This is a genomic window from Desulfosarcina cetonica JCM 12296 (assembly GCF_001311845.1).
Taxonomy (GTDB): domain Bacteria; phylum Desulfobacterota; class Desulfobacteria; order Desulfobacterales; family Desulfosarcinaceae; genus Desulfosarcina; species Desulfosarcina cetonica.
Genome location: NZ_BBCC01000168.1, coordinates 1 through 13,497, shown reverse-complemented (window position 1 = coordinate 13,497; position 13,497 = coordinate 1). Strand labels below are relative to the sequence as shown.

Genomic DNA, 13,497 nt, shown 5'->3' with positions numbered 1-13,497 from the left:
CCACGCCAACGGTTCGATCGCCCCCCCTGCCATCGGCCTGGATCGCAAAGCGCTGGAGGCCGCCATTGCCGCCAACATTGGCGACCTGGGCATTCACACCATCTGCCCGATCATTGATGGACCGGATGATGTTATCGACTTCGAAGCCTTTGGTTTGGTTCTTACCGGCCACGTTTGTCTGGAAGAAAAGAGGTAACCGATGCACCACGACAACCTCGCCCCCCAGCTCGTCTTGCCGCCACAGAGCCCCACCATGCAACGGAAATGGGAGCATATCCGCATTTGCACCCAGGAAGCCGTGACCTTTGAAAAGAGCAACGGTTTCGAACATTACCACTTCGATCACCAGGCGCTTCCCGAGCTTTGCCTGGAGGAGATCGACACATCGACCACCTTTCTGGGCAAACGGTTCCGGTATCCGTTTTTCATCGAAGCCCTCACCGGCGGATGCCCGGGGACCGAAACCATCAACCAGAATCTCGCCCGCGCGGCCCAGACGATGGGCATCGGCATGGGCGTGGGCTCACAACGGGCCATGCTCGATGATCCCTCGCTGGCCTATACCTACCAGGTCCGCCACGTGGCACCGGATATTCTCATTCTGGGCAACATCGGCGCAACCCAACTGACGGGACGACATGCGGAGGAAATCGGAGCCCTGGTCCCGGCGATCGGGGCGGACGGTCTGGCCATTCACCTCAACGCCGCCCAGGAGTTGTGTCAACCGGAAGGTGACAGGGATTGGCGCGCGGTAAGTTCGAACATCAGGACCCTATGCCGGTCCCTGTCCGTTCCGGTCATCGTCAAGGAGACGGGATGTGGCCTGTCCGGCGGGATTGCCGCAACGCTTGAATCCGCCGGCGTCAGTGCGCTGGACGTGGCCGGCGCGGGCGGCACCTCATTTACCCGCGTCGAGTATCACCGCGGTGCCAACCTGGCCGAGGCCTTTTTTGAGTGGGGGATTCCCACGGCGGAATCGTTGCGCCAATGCACACGCATGGTGAATCTCCCCATCATCGCTTCGGGCGGAATACGAACGGGCCTCGAAGCGGCCAAGGCAATCGCCATGGGGGCATCCATCGTCGGGCTCGCCCTGCCCTTGTTGAAACCGGCCATGCAGTCCTCCAAGGTCGTTGTCGACACGTTGCAACGGCTCGCCAAGGAGCTGAAAATGGCCATGTTCCTGACCGGCGCCCCAAACCTTCGGGCGCTTGCCCAAACCCGCGTGGTGGAATCGGTACATCGGAAAGCACGACCTTATGGAAGAAAACAAATTTATCACCTCTCGAATTGTAATGGACGCCCCCCCTTTCCCGTTTGAATGGGAAGAGAAACCCGTCAACGTTGAAATGAACCAAGAAATGAAGCCATCACCATTGTCAGCGTATCGTTTCTGAAAAACTCTAACACCGTTTTGAAGATCTTTTTATATGACCGGCAGCAGCACTGACTATTCGTCCATGACTGTAGGCATCAAACAAAAAGGGGATAACATTTATGAAGACAATTCTGGTAGTGGCGGCACTGGACACAAAAGGCCTGGAGATCGCGTTCTGCAAAAAGCGGATTGAGGAACTTGGCGCAAAAGCATTGTTAATTGACGGAGGGGTGCTGGGTGAACCGACTATTCCACCGGATATCACTCGTGAAGAGGTTGCTAAAGCTGCTGGTACGACCATTGATAACGTTAGAAAAATTCCCGCTGAAGCTGAGGCGCTCGGCCTGCAGACAGAAGGGGCGGCCATTATTGCCAATCGTCTGCTTAAAGAGGGTAAAATTCACGGGGTCTTGGGTGTCGGCGGCGGCATGGGAACAGCCCTGGGTACCGGTGTTATGCGCTCTCTTCCCATTGGCGTGCCCAAATTCATGGTATCTTCTCAGGCCGGTAATCCGGCTGTGGTCGGCCCGTCAGTGGGCACAAAAGATATCTGCATGTTTCATTCCGTCACGGATGTTGTGGGTATCAATCATTTGACCAGAACAGTGTTTACCAGGGCCTGCGGTGGCGTTGTCGGCATGGCAAATGCGGCGGTATCCCAGGATACAAACAACAAAAAGATTGTGGCCCTGATGGCCAAAGGCACCACAGAGCCCACGAACCGTGCCCTTCGGGACCGCATCGCGGCTGCCGGGTTTCAGCCCATGACCTTTCACTGCTTTGGATATGGTCCTGCCAGCCAGGAACAGGTTATAGCAGACGGGTTCATTGACGGCGGGGTCATTGAGCTTGCCAGTGACTGGCTTGATCACATTGCCGGCGGCGATTCCTTTCCCCCGCCGGACCGTTATGAAAATGCCGGTAAACAAGGACTTCCCCAGGTATTTATTCCGGGCTCCTGCGACTTTGTCGCTGCCGCACCGGGCAAGTTTCCCGGCCGGAAAGTTGCACCCCATAACCGGGCCGTTGCACTTTTCCGCTCCAGCAGGGAAGAGCTTCGCAAGGTGGGAAAAGACGTGGGCCGAAAACTGAGCAAAGCGGATGCGCCGGCAACGGTTGTGATCCCCATGAGGGGGTTTGCCGTCCATGATCAGGAAGGCGGGCAGCTGTGGGATCCGGAAGCTGATATGGGTTTTCTGGAGGGCATCTCTCCTTACGAGGGAAAAATCAAGATCAAACAGGTGAATGCCCACATATTTGATCCGGAATTTATTGACGTCGTCATGGAATCATTCCTGGAGAATGTTGCCATGTGCAGATAATTCCTGATCCAAGGACTGATTGCTGCCACCTTACTGGAATCAGGCACGGGTTACGTTTTTAAGGAATGCATTCATCACGGCATCGATAAATTTTAAATCGGTGATATGCGCATCAACTTTTATAATTTCCAGTTGATCTTTAAAAGCGGATATGCCGTCGATAAAGCCCTGGTTGGCCGCAGGATCCCACAGGGGTTCATCTTCCCTGTCGTATTCACTGAAGCCTTTCATGGGAATGACGACGGTCACGGGAGACTCGCTTCTGGCCAGTTTTTCGCCGATCTGTTTTCCTGCACGAAAAAGCTCTTCCCGGGATGACCTGAAAAGCGTCATCTGTTTATTGAGGTGGACGGATTTTCGTCCCTCAAATGTTTCCGGGACGGCTGCAATAAAGTCGCAGGAGCCCGGAACAAAAACCTGGGGCAGGCCCATATATCCTGCGTTTTCATAGCGGTTTTTCGGCGGGAAGGATTCTCCGCCGGCCAGGCTGTCCAGCCAGTCACTGGACAGCTCTATTACGCCGCCGTCGATAACGCCGTCTGTGATGACCTGCTCGAGATTTAGCGGTCCGTAGCCGGAGCAATTGAATGATACCGGTTCAAAACCGGCGGCAGCAATTCGATAACGGAGTGTTTGATTGACGGAATCAGTGGTGCTCTTTGCCATGAGCGCCACTGTTTTCTTTTTATGGTCCGTAAAGGGAACCTGAGCACCAGCCATGCCGACAACGGCGCCGCAGGCCCTGCGCAAAACGCCTTCTGTCAGGGGATTCAGCCCCACGACCTCGCTGACGGAATTAAACATGCAGATGTCTTTTGCACCGACGGCCTGCTTTATTACAGCGGGATCATCGGCCTGGGACGTTACCATGATTTTGGGCATGCCCAGGGGAAGCAATTTCATCACTCCGATTTCAAGGCAGGGAACCATGCTGCTGCCAATGCCCAAGACCCCGTGTATTTTACCTTCTTCAGCCAGCTTTGATGCAAGCACGCCGGCGCCTTTTGTCTGCACACCAAAGGCCTCTGCTTCTGATGGAATTTTTTTGACGCCATCCATGGTCAGACCCGCCGCCCCGGAAACCGCTTCACGGGTAATATCAGCAGGGATGGACGGCTCACCATGAATGCCGCTGTCCATCAATAATGCTGCCGCACCGATTTTTTTGATCTGCTCGAGGCAGTATCTGATTTCAAGTCCTTTTTTATCCAGTGCCGCTATAATCAAGATGGTTTTCATGACTATTTATTATCCTTGTGACGCTTCCTGCGTAAATTCTTGTGCTAAGACTGCTTAATCTTTTGATTAAAAACGTTTTTTTTCATTCAATCCACCACTGGCTGCCGTAAGCAGCATACAGGCAAACCATTCATAAGCATAATGTTTATATTTGATCACAGTAATGCCGATATGTTATAAATCGGTATGGAAATAAAAACGCTTAAAAGCTTTCTATTCGTGGCAACCTTAAAAAGTTTTTCTGAGGCGGCGCGAAAATTGAATACGGTTCAGCCGGCGGTCAGCCGGCACATCTCAGATCTGGAAGAAGAGTTAGGCGTCCGTCTTTTCTGGCGGAACACCCGGGAGGTGAAAATTACAGCTGCCGGCCAAAGCCTGCTGAATGATGCCCAGGAGATTCTGGCCCGCGCGCATTTGGCCAAAGAACGGGCCCGGCTGGCAGCCAAGGGGAAAATCGGACGTCTGCGCATCGGTTACGTGGGGCCGGCCTGTTTCAGTTTTATTCCATGGCTGGTGAAGGGTTACATAAAATCTTATCCCGATGTTCAGGTTCATCTCCGAGAAATGTCCAGACGGCAGCAGCTCGGTGCATTTCAAGACGGACAGCTGGACGTGGGGTTTTCCGGGCCCATGACCGGCACCGAGAAAAATTTTTTTTCCGTGCAGCGGCTGTACGAGGATACGCTGGTGGCCATTCTTCCGGAAACCCATCCGCTTGCCGGGAAAAACGCCTGAGGCTGCAGGACCTTAAAGAGGATGCCTTTGTGATGCTCAAACGCAGTGAATCAACGGGCATGTTCGATCTGATTCTCAGTTCGTGTCAGCAGGAAGATTTTGTACCGGTCATCTTCAGCCAGCCTGAAAATATGCAGACCGTGTTGACGGAGGTCGCATCCGGTCTCGGCGTTACCATTCTGCCAAGGTATGTTCGGAAGATGTATACGAAAGGCTGCGTGTTTTTACCAATTGAAGGTCAGAAGCCGTCTGTGCCCACAGAAATGAATTATCTGTCTCAATCATCCCTCCCTACGGTGGAGGCTTTTGTGGCACTGACCCTGGCGTCGAAAAAAAAGATACAAAAGCAGATGCTGGAATGGTGAGCAGGATAAAAAAGTAAATACCGGCAGAGACAAGGCGCTCCAGAGAATGATGGCGTTCTGGAGGACCACGGTCAAGAACCAGAACATCTCCTCTTGGTCCTCTAACGTCTTTTCGCGAATAAGATCACCAAAAGCCTGCACCTTGAGGGTTATCTGCCGGGCGTTCCATAACATCATCTTATGGGACCCATAATATTTATCGTTTTGACAACCATCCGGATCGTGACTAAAAATTTATTTCATGATTAATATTCATTTTTTAGTCATTTATCTTTTCTCTAACCCGGACCTTTCCATGCACGAACGGATCGACCATCATTTCGGTGGAGATGTCGATGCCGGTGTAAATCGTGGCCGCGCGGTTTTGCACACTGGCGTTCCGACAATTATCGCCCCCGGGAATATCGATTTTCTGGTTACCGGCCCCTCAACTTCGGATCATCCTTGTAAACGCACCCAACAGCCATGAACGCTTACCAACAGACGATTTACCTGAAAGAGATTCCCAGCAGCACAACCGGCGCTTTCTGGGTCAGTTTCGAAGACCATCCCCGCATGGTGAAGACCCGGGGCGATATTTACGGGCGCTGCCTGCCCTGCATTCAGAATCTCTACAATCAGCTGAAATCCGGCAAAACACGCATCCGGCTCGGCAATGCCTATCACTGCTGGAAGGTAACGGCTGTCTTGGACCATCTCGACCTCTGTTTTGCACTGCTGGAGAAATTCTCCACCCATGCGGTTCCAGGTCCCATTTACGGCAAACTGGGAAGTGGCCGCAGTGACGCGTCCACCCGCGTTCTCGTCTTCCATACCCAAGACGAGGCGCAAAGGGATCAAATCCGGTCGGCCGTGGACCTAAGTCTGAAGGAACTGAAAATCGCTGCCAAGGCTGAAATTTCGCGGGCCTGTGCCGTTCTCTACCATGGCCTGCTGGGAGATTGGCGCAACTGGCAACCGATAACAGCGATACGACACCACGAGCGGATCAGCGGGCAGATCGGCTATCTCAAACGTGTCCTTTACCAGAGTGCCCTTTGAGCCGAATAAACGCCCAAAGGTACTAAGGTGCCTTTTCATCTGTTCCAAGAGGCGCGGCAAAACCGCTCACGCCGCCTTTCACGGGAGTCGCTTCATGACGCTTCAGCCCGGCATTGTTAAGTGCATGATGTTCGACCTGGATGGAACCCTCATTGACTCCATTCCGCCCTATTTCAGGCTTCTGGAGGCGATCTTTGACGCGATTGGGTTGCCCCAGCCGGCCGTGGCCCTCAAAAAAGAATTCATCGGCATCGGTCCGTCCGTCTTTACCAAGATGATTCCGCCGGAACGTAAACACGAAACCGATGCGCTGGTCCGATCGTGCATGCGGGTCGGCCGCCAGTTGTCCCAAAATATGTTTCGCGACGCGGTCAGCGTGTTTCCGGGCGTGGGGAGCTTTTCGATCTGCTTTGGTTTCATGGCATCCCGATCGCCATTGTCAGCACCACCGAACGACAATTCATCGAGCGAAAGCTCCAGCCATTGGCCAAAATGAATCTGGTCGAAAAAGTGGCCGCGATTGTCGCCATCGAAGATGCCCCCAGACGCAAACCCGCGCCTGATCCGCTGCTGGTGGGTGCCCGCCGGCTATCGATGGATCCCGCCGCCTGTGTTTATGTTGGGGATTCTTGCGTGGACATCCGTGCCGGAAAAGCAGCCGGCATGCAAACGATCGCTGTTTTAAGCGGTGTCGATGACCGCGATGCGTTGGCGCAAGAAAAACCAACCGAGATGAGCGATGGTGTCCTCGACATCTGGCAGCGCTTGAGCGCATTTTTCTCACCATCCACACCCATGCCAAAGGAATCCACGACGCATGAACAAAAGAAAAAAAACGTTTGAAACGACCATGACCATTTCGGGAAGCATTCAAAGCGGTATTGGAAAAGGCGGCTATTTCACCTCCGTCGACTGGGTGGTGCAACAGTGCCGGGACAAGCTGGGGTATGCACCCTTTCCCGGGACACTGAATATCCGGGTGCGTGATGAGGATATGGACAAACTTGAACGTTTTCTTGCGAAGACCGACGCGGAATTGGTACCGGACAGCAGCACCTTTTGTGCGGCACCACTGAAAAAGGTAACGATCAAGGGTGTTCCCGCAGCGGTGGTCCTTCCGGCCGAGAATGTTCGTGTCCATGAAAACCGGATTCTGGAAATCATCTCGCCACGCAGCTTCAAACAATCTTTTGGTTTGAAAGACGGTGATCAGATCAGCGTCATTGGAAAAACCACCCTCGTAAAGAAAGATAACGGATGAATCGGGAAAAAGAAATCTACGAGTTCGCCGCGTCGGCAGGTGCATTGGAAGGTTATTTGTTTTTAAAGAAAGAGCTTGAAGCGGACAGTCTTGACAACTGGATCCGAAATCTTTACCGGCAGTACGCGAATTTCCCTGATGAAATTCGCGCGCGTTTTCAAGGCGCCCTGGACCGGACCTTGGGACGCGCGGTTCGGTCACTCGTCACCCTTCTCGGCGATGGCCATGCGCATGTATCGACCCTGAGGTCAATGATCAAGGGAGCACTGCCGGATTCGGCACAGGATTTCGAGCAAGAGAAGAAAGAGAAGTTGGCAAAGTTTGGTACATCCTAGGAGGGTTATGCCAAAACGACCTCCGTCCGAAACCCGAAGCGGACTTCATTATCCAGGTAGTAAGCACGAAGCGGTGTGAACCGATACAATTTGACCCGGAAACGCCGGCTGAACCCGATCAGATCCAGCATCTGGCCCTCGTCAAAAAATTCTTGGACAAAGGGAAATTTGGCGAGATAGGCACGAATCGCCCGCACCGCGGTCATCCCTGGCCGAACGGGGGTGATGCGTCCGTTCATCTGGATGCCGCGAATGCCCTGCCACGTCTCGGCAAAGGGATGGATGGATGCGCCGACCTGATCATTCATCAGCCCCTGCTCGATATGGGTTGACTCCGGCTTTGAGAAAAAAAAGAAATCGGCCGTATGAAATACGTAGTACACGGGTGCCGCCCAGGCTGGTTTGACGCGGCAGTGGCCAGTGTCATGATGAACTGCTGATCCACAAGCCGGAGCGCACGTTCCGCATAGTCGGATGGAGAGGCGTCGGTGGGTGTTTTCATGGTATACTTCTCAGGCAGCCGCTTGGTGCGTCCACCGGCTACGACTTATTGATCGACCCCGCCGGTGGACGCACATCGGGCTTGAGTATGGCTTACTTGTCCAGCCCCAATTCTTCCCAACGGGACTTGATCCGCTCCGTTACCTCCTCGTTCATATTGACAATCGGCGGCTTCCGCTGCCATTCAAAGGGGAATGTGGCATCCATGACAATCCGCGAAGTGATGAACTTGTTCTCGTCTTCACTCAAAGCCGGATCAAGCGGGGTTGAACGTCCGCGTTTGATGATCTGGGTACCCCGCTCGGATGGTAGCGCGTGGCCAGGGCCCACCAAACTCTGGGAAGGTCGTCCGCCCGAATGTCATCGTCCACGATGATCAACCCTTTAAGACCGTAGGTGCAGGTATTACTGGCAATCACAGCGGCGGCGACCTGATTGGAATGACCGGGATACATCTGCTTGATGGAGACGATGGCCCAGAAACGCCCACATGCTTCCGGTGGCATATAGACCGACTGGATTCCACGAATCCCCATGCGGGTCAACTCGGTCCACAAGGTCGCATTTCTCACAAAGGCCAGCATCATATGGTTGTCGTTGATGGGCCGTCCGACAGAAGCACACAACATGATTGGATCATTGCGGTGATAAATGCGCTTGACCTCGATGGCCGGTTTCTCAATGGTCTTATAGAGCTCGTCGGTGTAGTATCCGGTGTATTCCCCAAAAGGACCTTCGGCTCTGAGGTTGTCGCCGTCCACATAGCCTTCCAATACCAATTCGGCGCTTGCCGGTATGGGCAGGCCGGTCAGTTTGGCATTAACGGTTTCGACCGGTTCACCCCTCAACGTCCCAACCACGTCATATTCGCTGGCGTCTTCGACCATGGCGCTACCCGCCAGCATCAGCAATGGATCGCAGCCAACCACCAGGCAAATCGGCATCTTCTTTCCGGCCTTGCGATACTTCTGCAGGATACGGTCGCCACGCTTGCCCTTCAAAATCTGGGCACCGACGGTCTTCTCATCCAAAACCTGACTGCGGTAGGTACCGAGATTGATTTCATCGGTTTCCGGATCCCGGGTTACCATAAAGCATGCCGTTCCAATATAGCGGCCACCGTCCTTTTCATAAAACCGGGGGGCCGGAAACTTGAAGACATTGACATCTTCCTCGTAAATGATGTTATCAAAGACCGGACCGGTTTCCACCTCCTTGGATCGAATCACATCGCCAATGGACATTTTCATCCAGGCGTGGCTTAATTCGCACATGGTAAGATCGGCCGGCTTGCCCAAGGCCATGGCCATTCGCTTGGTACTGCTGTAGGCGCCGAAAAACACCGGGCTGTCATGGCCTTTTACATTTTCGAACAACACCGCACGGCCGTCTTTCTCTTCCACCATTTTGGCGATGTGAGTCATCTCAAGATCCCAATCGACTTCTGCCGTAATACGCTTCAGGTCGCCCTCTTTTTCGCAAAGCGTGATGAAATCTCGCAGATCCATGGTGTTCCTCCTCTTTTCCGGTTGCGGGGTATTGAAGGGAATTCCTTCTCATAGAATGAAGTACGTTTTCCTATCCATTTCTATTCTCCTCATGAAAGCTTTCTATAAATTCGGTAACCTGTCAAAATCATAATTTTTATAAGATATATAAGGTGAACTTATGGGTAGGATGACGAAAGAAGACAGGAAGAATAAAGACCGGCGACCACGGCAAAGGTTATGCCAGGGCTACGGTGAAGGCATGGTCATTTGATTGGCGGTTGGGGCAACAGGCGGGAACCGTCTTCAACCAATCCCGAAATTGGTGAATTCATAAGACTGGTGTTGGATCGCCCGTAACGTCTTTTCATGCTTTGAGAGCAGACTGCGGATCCCATTGATGGGGCATTGTCCTTCGCACAATTCATCCAATGTCTCGAGAAAAGCACGGGCGGGTTGTGATAGGGGCTCATTTTTCAAATAGGCGATACTCGCATCCAAATAAACTTTTTGGGCTTTGATCGCCACTGTGGCCAATTTGCGTTGATTCAGTTCTTTTTGCACCGCTTCGCGAACCAAAATGGAAATTCCATTCCCCTTGGCAACCAGCTCCTTGATAAATTCAGAGTTGGCCGTCTCCATAAAAATGTTCGGCGAACAGCCGGCTTGATCAAACAGCATATTCACAAATTTCCGCGTCCCGGAACCGGTTTCCCGCAGAATAAGGGGTTCTTTGGCCAGCTCGTCGACAGATACGGACAACCGCCCGGCAAAAGGATGCTGGGGACTGATAATCGGAATGAGTTCTTCTTCGGCAAAGGGCGTGAACATAATGTCCGGGTTATCCAGGACCTGGGTCACAATGGCAATCTCGTTGGCCAGCTTGGGGAGGGTATTCAGGATTTCTTTCGAGCTGCCTTCATTAAGGCAAATTCGAATCATCGGGTATTTGCGCCGGAAGGCTTCAGCGACCAGGGGCATGAGAAATCGAACATAGGTCTTGGTTGTACCGATGCGTAAAACGCCCTGTTTCATCTGCCGGATATCATCGATGAGGCGTTCGACCTCCTTTTCGTATTCAAAAATTTTGAGACCCGGGAATAGAGCGCATTGCCGGCATCCGTGAGTTGAACGCCGCGACCCTTTTTTTTGAAAAATTTGAGTTCGCACCATCCTTCAAACAGCTTCATTTGGGCGGTAACGGCTGGCTGGGTGATGAAGAGTTCTTTGGCTGCCTTGGTAAAACTGAGGTTCTTCGCAACACAGTAGAAGATCCTGAGATGATTGAGATTGAGCATTTAAATAATCCTTCCGCGCAACGAAATAAAATCGTCTAAATATTTCATAGCAATATTACTTTCTAAAAACAAGATAGCTTCTAAATTATATTTATTATATGAGAAAAGGGTATTGATCCAAAACTACGTATAATCGCCCCACAAAATTGTCAAAATTTTATGGGTTCCGACCCAATCCCTTGCTCTACCTGAAAAAAACCGCTTCAGCGCTGTTGCATGGATACCCGAACCGGTCGCCAAACGCTGAAATGGGTTTGACTTTTCGGCAGCATCAGATTATTTTTACGCATAGTTGCAAGCCAGCCGAATAAAAACCAGGAGTACCGGAATGAAGCGAAAACTGACCTACGCCGATGCCGGCGTCGACATCGACGCGGCGGACAACCTTGTCGACACCATCAAACAGATTGCCAAGAAAACCCGTCGGACCGGTGTCATGGGTGAAATTGGCGGCTTCGGCGGCTTGTTTTCGCTGAACACCACCAACATGGAAAGCCCGGTCCTGGTCAGTTCCACGGACGGCGTGGGGACCAAGCTCAAAATCGCCTTTCTGATGGATCGCCATGACACGGTGGGCATCGACTTGGTGGCCATGTGCGTCAACGATATTGCCGTGCAGGGGGCCCGACCCCTCTTTTTCCTCGACTACCTGGCGACCGGCAAGCTGAAAAGTGAAACCGTCACCGCCATCATCAAGGGCATCGGCGACGGTTGCATCCAGGCCGACTGTGCCTGATCGGCGGCGAAACCGCCGAAATGCCGGGGTTCTACCAGGACAATGAATACGATCTGGCCGCTTTGCCGTAGGTATTGTGGACAATGCCAAGATCGTTGACGGCTCGGAGATCCGCCCCGGCCATCAGTTGGTGGGCATTGCCTCCAGCGGTCTGCACAGCAACGGATTTTCCCTGGTGCGCAAAATCTGCTTTGACGTCCTGGGACTCACGATGGAGAGTCATGTGCCGAGTTGGGAAAAGCCCTGGGCGAGGAGCTGATCACGCCTACGCGAATCTATTCCGAGACCATCCAGCATCTGGTACGCGACCTGCCCATCCAGGGTCTGGCCCATATCACCGGTGGTGGCATCATGGACAACATCATCCGGGTCATCCCCCAGGCCTGCGGCATCAGCATCCATCGCGATTCCTGGGAAAGGCCGCCCATCTTCGCCTTTTTGCAGGCCGCCGGCAATGTGGAGGAAAAAGAGATGATGCGGACCTTCAACAACGGCATCGGTCTTGTGGCGGTGGTCCCCGAGGAGAACACCCAGGACGTGCTCAACCGCCTCACCGGCAGCGGTGAAAAAGCCTGGGTGATCGGCGAAGTGACCAAAACCCGTAAAAACGCCCGCAGCCGGGTACAACTGACCTGATTCCGCCGGCAGGGCAAAAGGAACCCCCGGGAGGCTATCCGACATGTTGAAAAAATCGCCGATACCGTGGGCCGTCTGCTGCAATGGATTGCCGAAGGCCAGAAAAGGCAGCCGATCTGCAAGTCCTGAGCGCCTGCCGCACGGCGTCCCGGGACGGGACGCAATACCACGACACGCCGGTGAAGCCGACGTGATCCAGATAAGGGGCCTCCCCTTCCCTCGGATCGGACCGGACGTCGGGCGATGGTGTAAAAATATAATGGGAAATCCACCGGAACGGGACGGATGCCGCAACCGCCGTTCCGGTTTTTGTTTTAAAGACCCCTTTTTGCGCGTTGATCCGCTTACAGGCAATCTCCATGATCGTTTTGGGTATCGAATCCTCCTGCGATGAGACGGCTGCCGCCGTTGTCCGTGACGGTCGCCAGGTATGCTCATCCGTGGTCGCCTCCCAGGTGGCCGTCCATCATCCATACGGCGGCGTAGTGCCGGAACTGGCCTCGCGCAAGCATATCGAGGCCATTGTGCCCGTGGTCGACCAGGCCATCGGCGAGGCAGGTGTCGACGCCGGCGCCATCGACGGCGTGGCTGTCACCCAGGGACCGGCCTGATCGGGTCGCTGCTGGTGGGGTTTTCATTCGCCAAGGGATTTGCCTATGGCCACCGGATTCCCTGGATCGGCGTGGACCACCTGGAAGCGCACATCAACTCGGTTTTTCTGGAGGCCGACCCGCCCTCCTTCCCTTTCGTAGCCCTGCTCGTCTCCGGCGGCCACACCAGTATCTACCATGTCACCTCCCATCGCGACTTTCACCCCATGGGACAAACCCGCGATGATGCCGCCGGCGAGGCGTATGACAAGGTGGCCAAGATGCTCGGCCTGGGTTATCCCGGGGGGGGCGTCATCGACCGCCTGGCCGCCCAAGGCGATCCAACGCGAATTGCCTTCACCCGCCCTTTCCTAGACCGGAAACAGTTCGACTTCTCGTTCAGTGGCATCAAGTCGGCGGTCATGCGCCATCTGCAGCTGCACCCGGATCCCGGGCCGGAAGACCAGGCCCATATCGCCGCCGGTTTCCAGGCCGCCGTGGTGGAGGTGCTGACCGAAAAAATCATTCATGCGGCCAAGGCCAAGGATTGCGCGCATCTGGCGGTGGTGGGGG

At 53.8% G+C, this 13,497-nt stretch carries 18 protein-coding genes and 2 pseudogenes; 14 read left to right on the top strand and 6 right to left on the bottom strand.

Annotated features, from left to right (window positions below; translation table 11 throughout):
* The 3 genes from JCM12296_RS40320 to JCM12296_RS26480 form a co-directional block, all read left to right on the top strand.
* Positions 1 to 196: hypothetical protein (locus JCM12296_RS40320; protein ID WP_172684119.1), on the top strand; the 196-nt coding region annotated here is incomplete at its 5' end.
* Between the two features lie 3 nt (positions 197 to 199).
* A complete protein-coding gene (fni, locus tag JCM12296_RS26485) occupies positions 200 to 1,321 on the top strand; it encodes a type 2 isopentenyl-diphosphate Delta-isomerase (protein ID WP_054699494.1) in 1,122 nt (373 codons plus the stop codon).
* Positions 1,322 to 1,497: 176 nt separating this feature from the next.
* Positions 1,498 to 2,700, top strand: a complete 1,203-nt coding sequence (locus JCM12296_RS26480) for a Tm-1-like ATP-binding domain-containing protein (RefSeq protein ID WP_054699492.1) — start codon at positions 1,498 to 1,500, stop codon at positions 2,698 to 2,700.
* 39 nt (positions 2,701 to 2,739) lie between these two features.
* Here JCM12296_RS26480 and JCM12296_RS26475 read toward each other — a convergent pair whose 3' ends face one another.
* On the bottom strand, positions 2,740 to 3,939 hold the full coding sequence (locus JCM12296_RS26475; protein ID WP_054699491.1) for a Tm-1-like ATP-binding domain-containing protein: 1,200 nt from the start codon (positions 3,937 to 3,939) through the stop codon (positions 2,740 to 2,742).
* Between the two features lie 186 nt (positions 3,940 to 4,125).
* Between JCM12296_RS26475 and JCM12296_RS50890 the strand changes: the two are divergent.
* From JCM12296_RS50890 to JCM12296_RS26440, 7 genes and pseudogenes are all read left to right on the top strand, one after another.
* A pseudogene (locus JCM12296_RS50890) lies at positions 4,126 to 5,039 on the top strand (LysR family transcriptional regulator).
* A 241-nt stretch (positions 5,040 to 5,280) separates the two neighbouring features.
* The gene (locus JCM12296_RS50885) at positions 5,281 to 5,508 is read left to right on the top strand and encodes a Tm-1-like ATP-binding domain-containing protein (protein WP_083456542.1); all 228 of its coding nucleotides are present in this window, start codon (positions 5,281 to 5,283) and stop codon (positions 5,506 to 5,508) included.
* Complete coding sequence (locus JCM12296_RS26460) at positions 5,505 to 6,080, top strand: hypothetical protein (protein ID WP_054699485.1); 576 nt, start codon at positions 5,505 to 5,507, stop codon at positions 6,078 to 6,080. Before JCM12296_RS50885 ends, JCM12296_RS26460 begins: the two co-directional genes overlap by 4 nt.
* 94 nt (positions 6,081 to 6,174) lie before the next feature.
* Positions 6,175 to 6,576, top strand: a complete 402-nt coding sequence (locus tag JCM12296_RS51605) for an HAD family hydrolase (protein WP_054699483.1) — start codon at positions 6,175 to 6,177, stop codon at positions 6,574 to 6,576.
* Positions 6,486 to 6,923 (top strand): HAD family hydrolase, encoded by a 438-nt coding sequence (locus JCM12296_RS51600; protein WP_246804916.1) that lies wholly within the window; start codon positions 6,486 to 6,488, stop codon positions 6,921 to 6,923. The genes JCM12296_RS51605 and JCM12296_RS51600 overlap by 91 nt, the downstream gene beginning before the upstream one ends.
* A complete protein-coding gene (locus JCM12296_RS26445; RefSeq protein ID WP_054699479.1) occupies positions 6,898 to 7,341 on the top strand; it encodes a DUF120 domain-containing protein in 444 nt (147 codons plus the stop codon). Before JCM12296_RS51600 ends, JCM12296_RS26445 begins: the two co-directional genes overlap by 26 nt.
* A complete protein-coding gene (locus JCM12296_RS26440; protein ID WP_054699476.1) occupies positions 7,338 to 7,676 on the top strand; it encodes a hypothetical protein in 339 nt (112 codons plus the stop codon). Before JCM12296_RS26445 ends, JCM12296_RS26440 begins: the two co-directional genes overlap by 4 nt.
* Before the next feature lie 5 nt (positions 7,677 to 7,681).
* Here the strand turns inward: JCM12296_RS26440 and JCM12296_RS26435 are convergent, their stop codons facing one another.
* The 5 genes from JCM12296_RS26435 to JCM12296_RS50875 all read right to left on the bottom strand — a co-directional run bounded on the left by JCM12296_RS26435 (position 7,682) and on the right by JCM12296_RS50875 (position 10,962).
* The gene (locus JCM12296_RS26435; protein WP_054699474.1) at positions 7,682 to 8,059 is read right to left on the bottom strand and encodes a hypothetical protein; all 378 of its coding nucleotides are present in this window, start codon (positions 8,057 to 8,059) and stop codon (positions 7,682 to 7,684) included.
* 211 nt (positions 8,060 to 8,270) lie between these two features.
* Entirely contained in the window at positions 8,271 to 8,426 is a 156-nt protein-coding gene (locus tag JCM12296_RS42560; RefSeq protein WP_218188294.1) for a hypothetical protein, read from the bottom strand.
* Complete coding sequence (gene ppcB, locus JCM12296_RS26430; protein WP_218188293.1) at positions 8,423 to 9,685, bottom strand: phenylphosphate carboxylase subunit beta; 1,263 nt, start codon at positions 9,683 to 9,685, stop codon at positions 8,423 to 8,425. The genes JCM12296_RS42560 and ppcB overlap by 4 nt, the downstream gene beginning before the upstream one ends.
* 285 nt (positions 9,686 to 9,970) lie before the next feature.
* On the bottom strand, positions 9,971 to 10,699 hold the full coding sequence (locus JCM12296_RS26425) for a LysR substrate-binding domain-containing protein (protein WP_054699472.1): 729 nt from the start codon (positions 10,697 to 10,699) through the stop codon (positions 9,971 to 9,973).
* Positions 10,696 to 10,962: a LysR family transcriptional regulator gene (locus JCM12296_RS50875; protein ID WP_054699470.1), complete on the bottom strand. Its 267-nt coding sequence runs from the start codon at positions 10,960 to 10,962 to the stop codon at positions 10,696 to 10,698. Before JCM12296_RS50875 ends, JCM12296_RS26425 begins: the two co-directional genes overlap by 4 nt.
* Before the next feature lie 328 nt (positions 10,963 to 11,290).
* Here JCM12296_RS50875 and JCM12296_RS51595 point away from each other — a divergent pair, with 328 nt between their 5' ends.
* The 4 genes and pseudogenes from JCM12296_RS51595 to tsaD all read left to right on the top strand — a co-directional run.
* Positions 11,291 to 11,698, top strand: a complete 408-nt coding sequence (locus JCM12296_RS51595) for a phosphoribosylformylglycinamidine cyclo-ligase (RefSeq protein WP_306304134.1) — start codon at positions 11,291 to 11,293, stop codon at positions 11,696 to 11,698.
* 76 nt (positions 11,699 to 11,774) lie between these two features.
* Positions 11,775 to 11,957, top strand: a complete 183-nt coding sequence (locus tag JCM12296_RS51590; protein WP_306304133.1) for a hypothetical protein — start codon at positions 11,775 to 11,777, stop codon at positions 11,955 to 11,957.
* On the top strand, positions 11,930 to 12,334 hold the full coding sequence (locus tag JCM12296_RS51585; protein ID WP_306304132.1) for an AIR synthase-related protein: 405 nt from the start codon (positions 11,930 to 11,932) through the stop codon (positions 12,332 to 12,334). Before JCM12296_RS51590 ends, JCM12296_RS51585 begins: the two co-directional genes overlap by 28 nt.
* A gap of 359 nt (positions 12,335 to 12,693) precedes the next feature.
* A pseudogene (gene tsaD / locus JCM12296_RS26400) lies at positions 12,694 to 13,497 on the top strand (tRNA (adenosine(37)-N6)-threonylcarbamoyltransferase complex transferase subunit TsaD); the annotation flags it as partial.

What these genes read in the sequence shown, in the direction of transcription:
- fni (WP_054699494.1), top strand. Translation starts at nt 200, where the DNA reads ATGCACCACGACAACCTCGCCCCCCAGCTCGTCTTGCCGCCACAGAGC.
- JCM12296_RS26480 (WP_054699492.1), top strand. Translation starts at nt 1,498, where the DNA reads ATGAAGACAATTCTGGTAGTGGCGGCACTGGACACAAAAGGCCTGGAG.
- JCM12296_RS26475 (WP_054699491.1), bottom strand. Translation starts at nt 3,939, where the DNA reads ATGAAAACCATCTTGATTATAGCGGCACTGGATAAAAAAGGACTTGAA.
- JCM12296_RS50885 (WP_083456542.1), top strand. Translation starts at nt 5,281, where the DNA reads ATGATTAATATTCATTTTTTAGTCATTTATCTTTTCTCTAACCCGGAC.
- JCM12296_RS26460 (WP_054699485.1), top strand. Translation starts at nt 5,505, where the DNA reads ATGAACGCTTACCAACAGACGATTTACCTGAAAGAGATTCCCAGCAGC.
- JCM12296_RS51605 (WP_054699483.1), top strand. Translation starts at nt 6,175, where the DNA reads ATGACGCTTCAGCCCGGCATTGTTAAGTGCATGATGTTCGACCTGGAT.
- JCM12296_RS26445 (WP_054699479.1), top strand. Translation starts at nt 6,898, where the DNA reads ATGAACAAAAGAAAAAAAACGTTTGAAACGACCATGACCATTTCGGGA.
- JCM12296_RS26440 (WP_054699476.1), top strand. Translation starts at nt 7,338, where the DNA reads ATGAATCGGGAAAAAGAAATCTACGAGTTCGCCGCGTCGGCAGGTGCA.
- ppcB (WP_218188293.1), bottom strand. Translation starts at nt 9,685, where the DNA reads ATGGATCTGCGAGATTTCATCACGCTTTGCGAAAAAGAGGGCGACCTG.
- JCM12296_RS26425 (WP_054699472.1), bottom strand. Translation starts at nt 10,699, where the DNA reads ATGAAACAGGGCGTTTTACGCATCGGTACAACCAAGACCTATGTTCGA.
- JCM12296_RS50875 (WP_054699470.1), bottom strand. Translation starts at nt 10,962, where the DNA reads ATGCTCAATCTCAATCATCTCAGGATCTTCTACTGTGTTGCGAAGAAC.
- JCM12296_RS51595 (WP_306304134.1), top strand. Translation starts at nt 11,291, where the DNA reads ATGAAGCGAAAACTGACCTACGCCGATGCCGGCGTCGACATCGACGCG.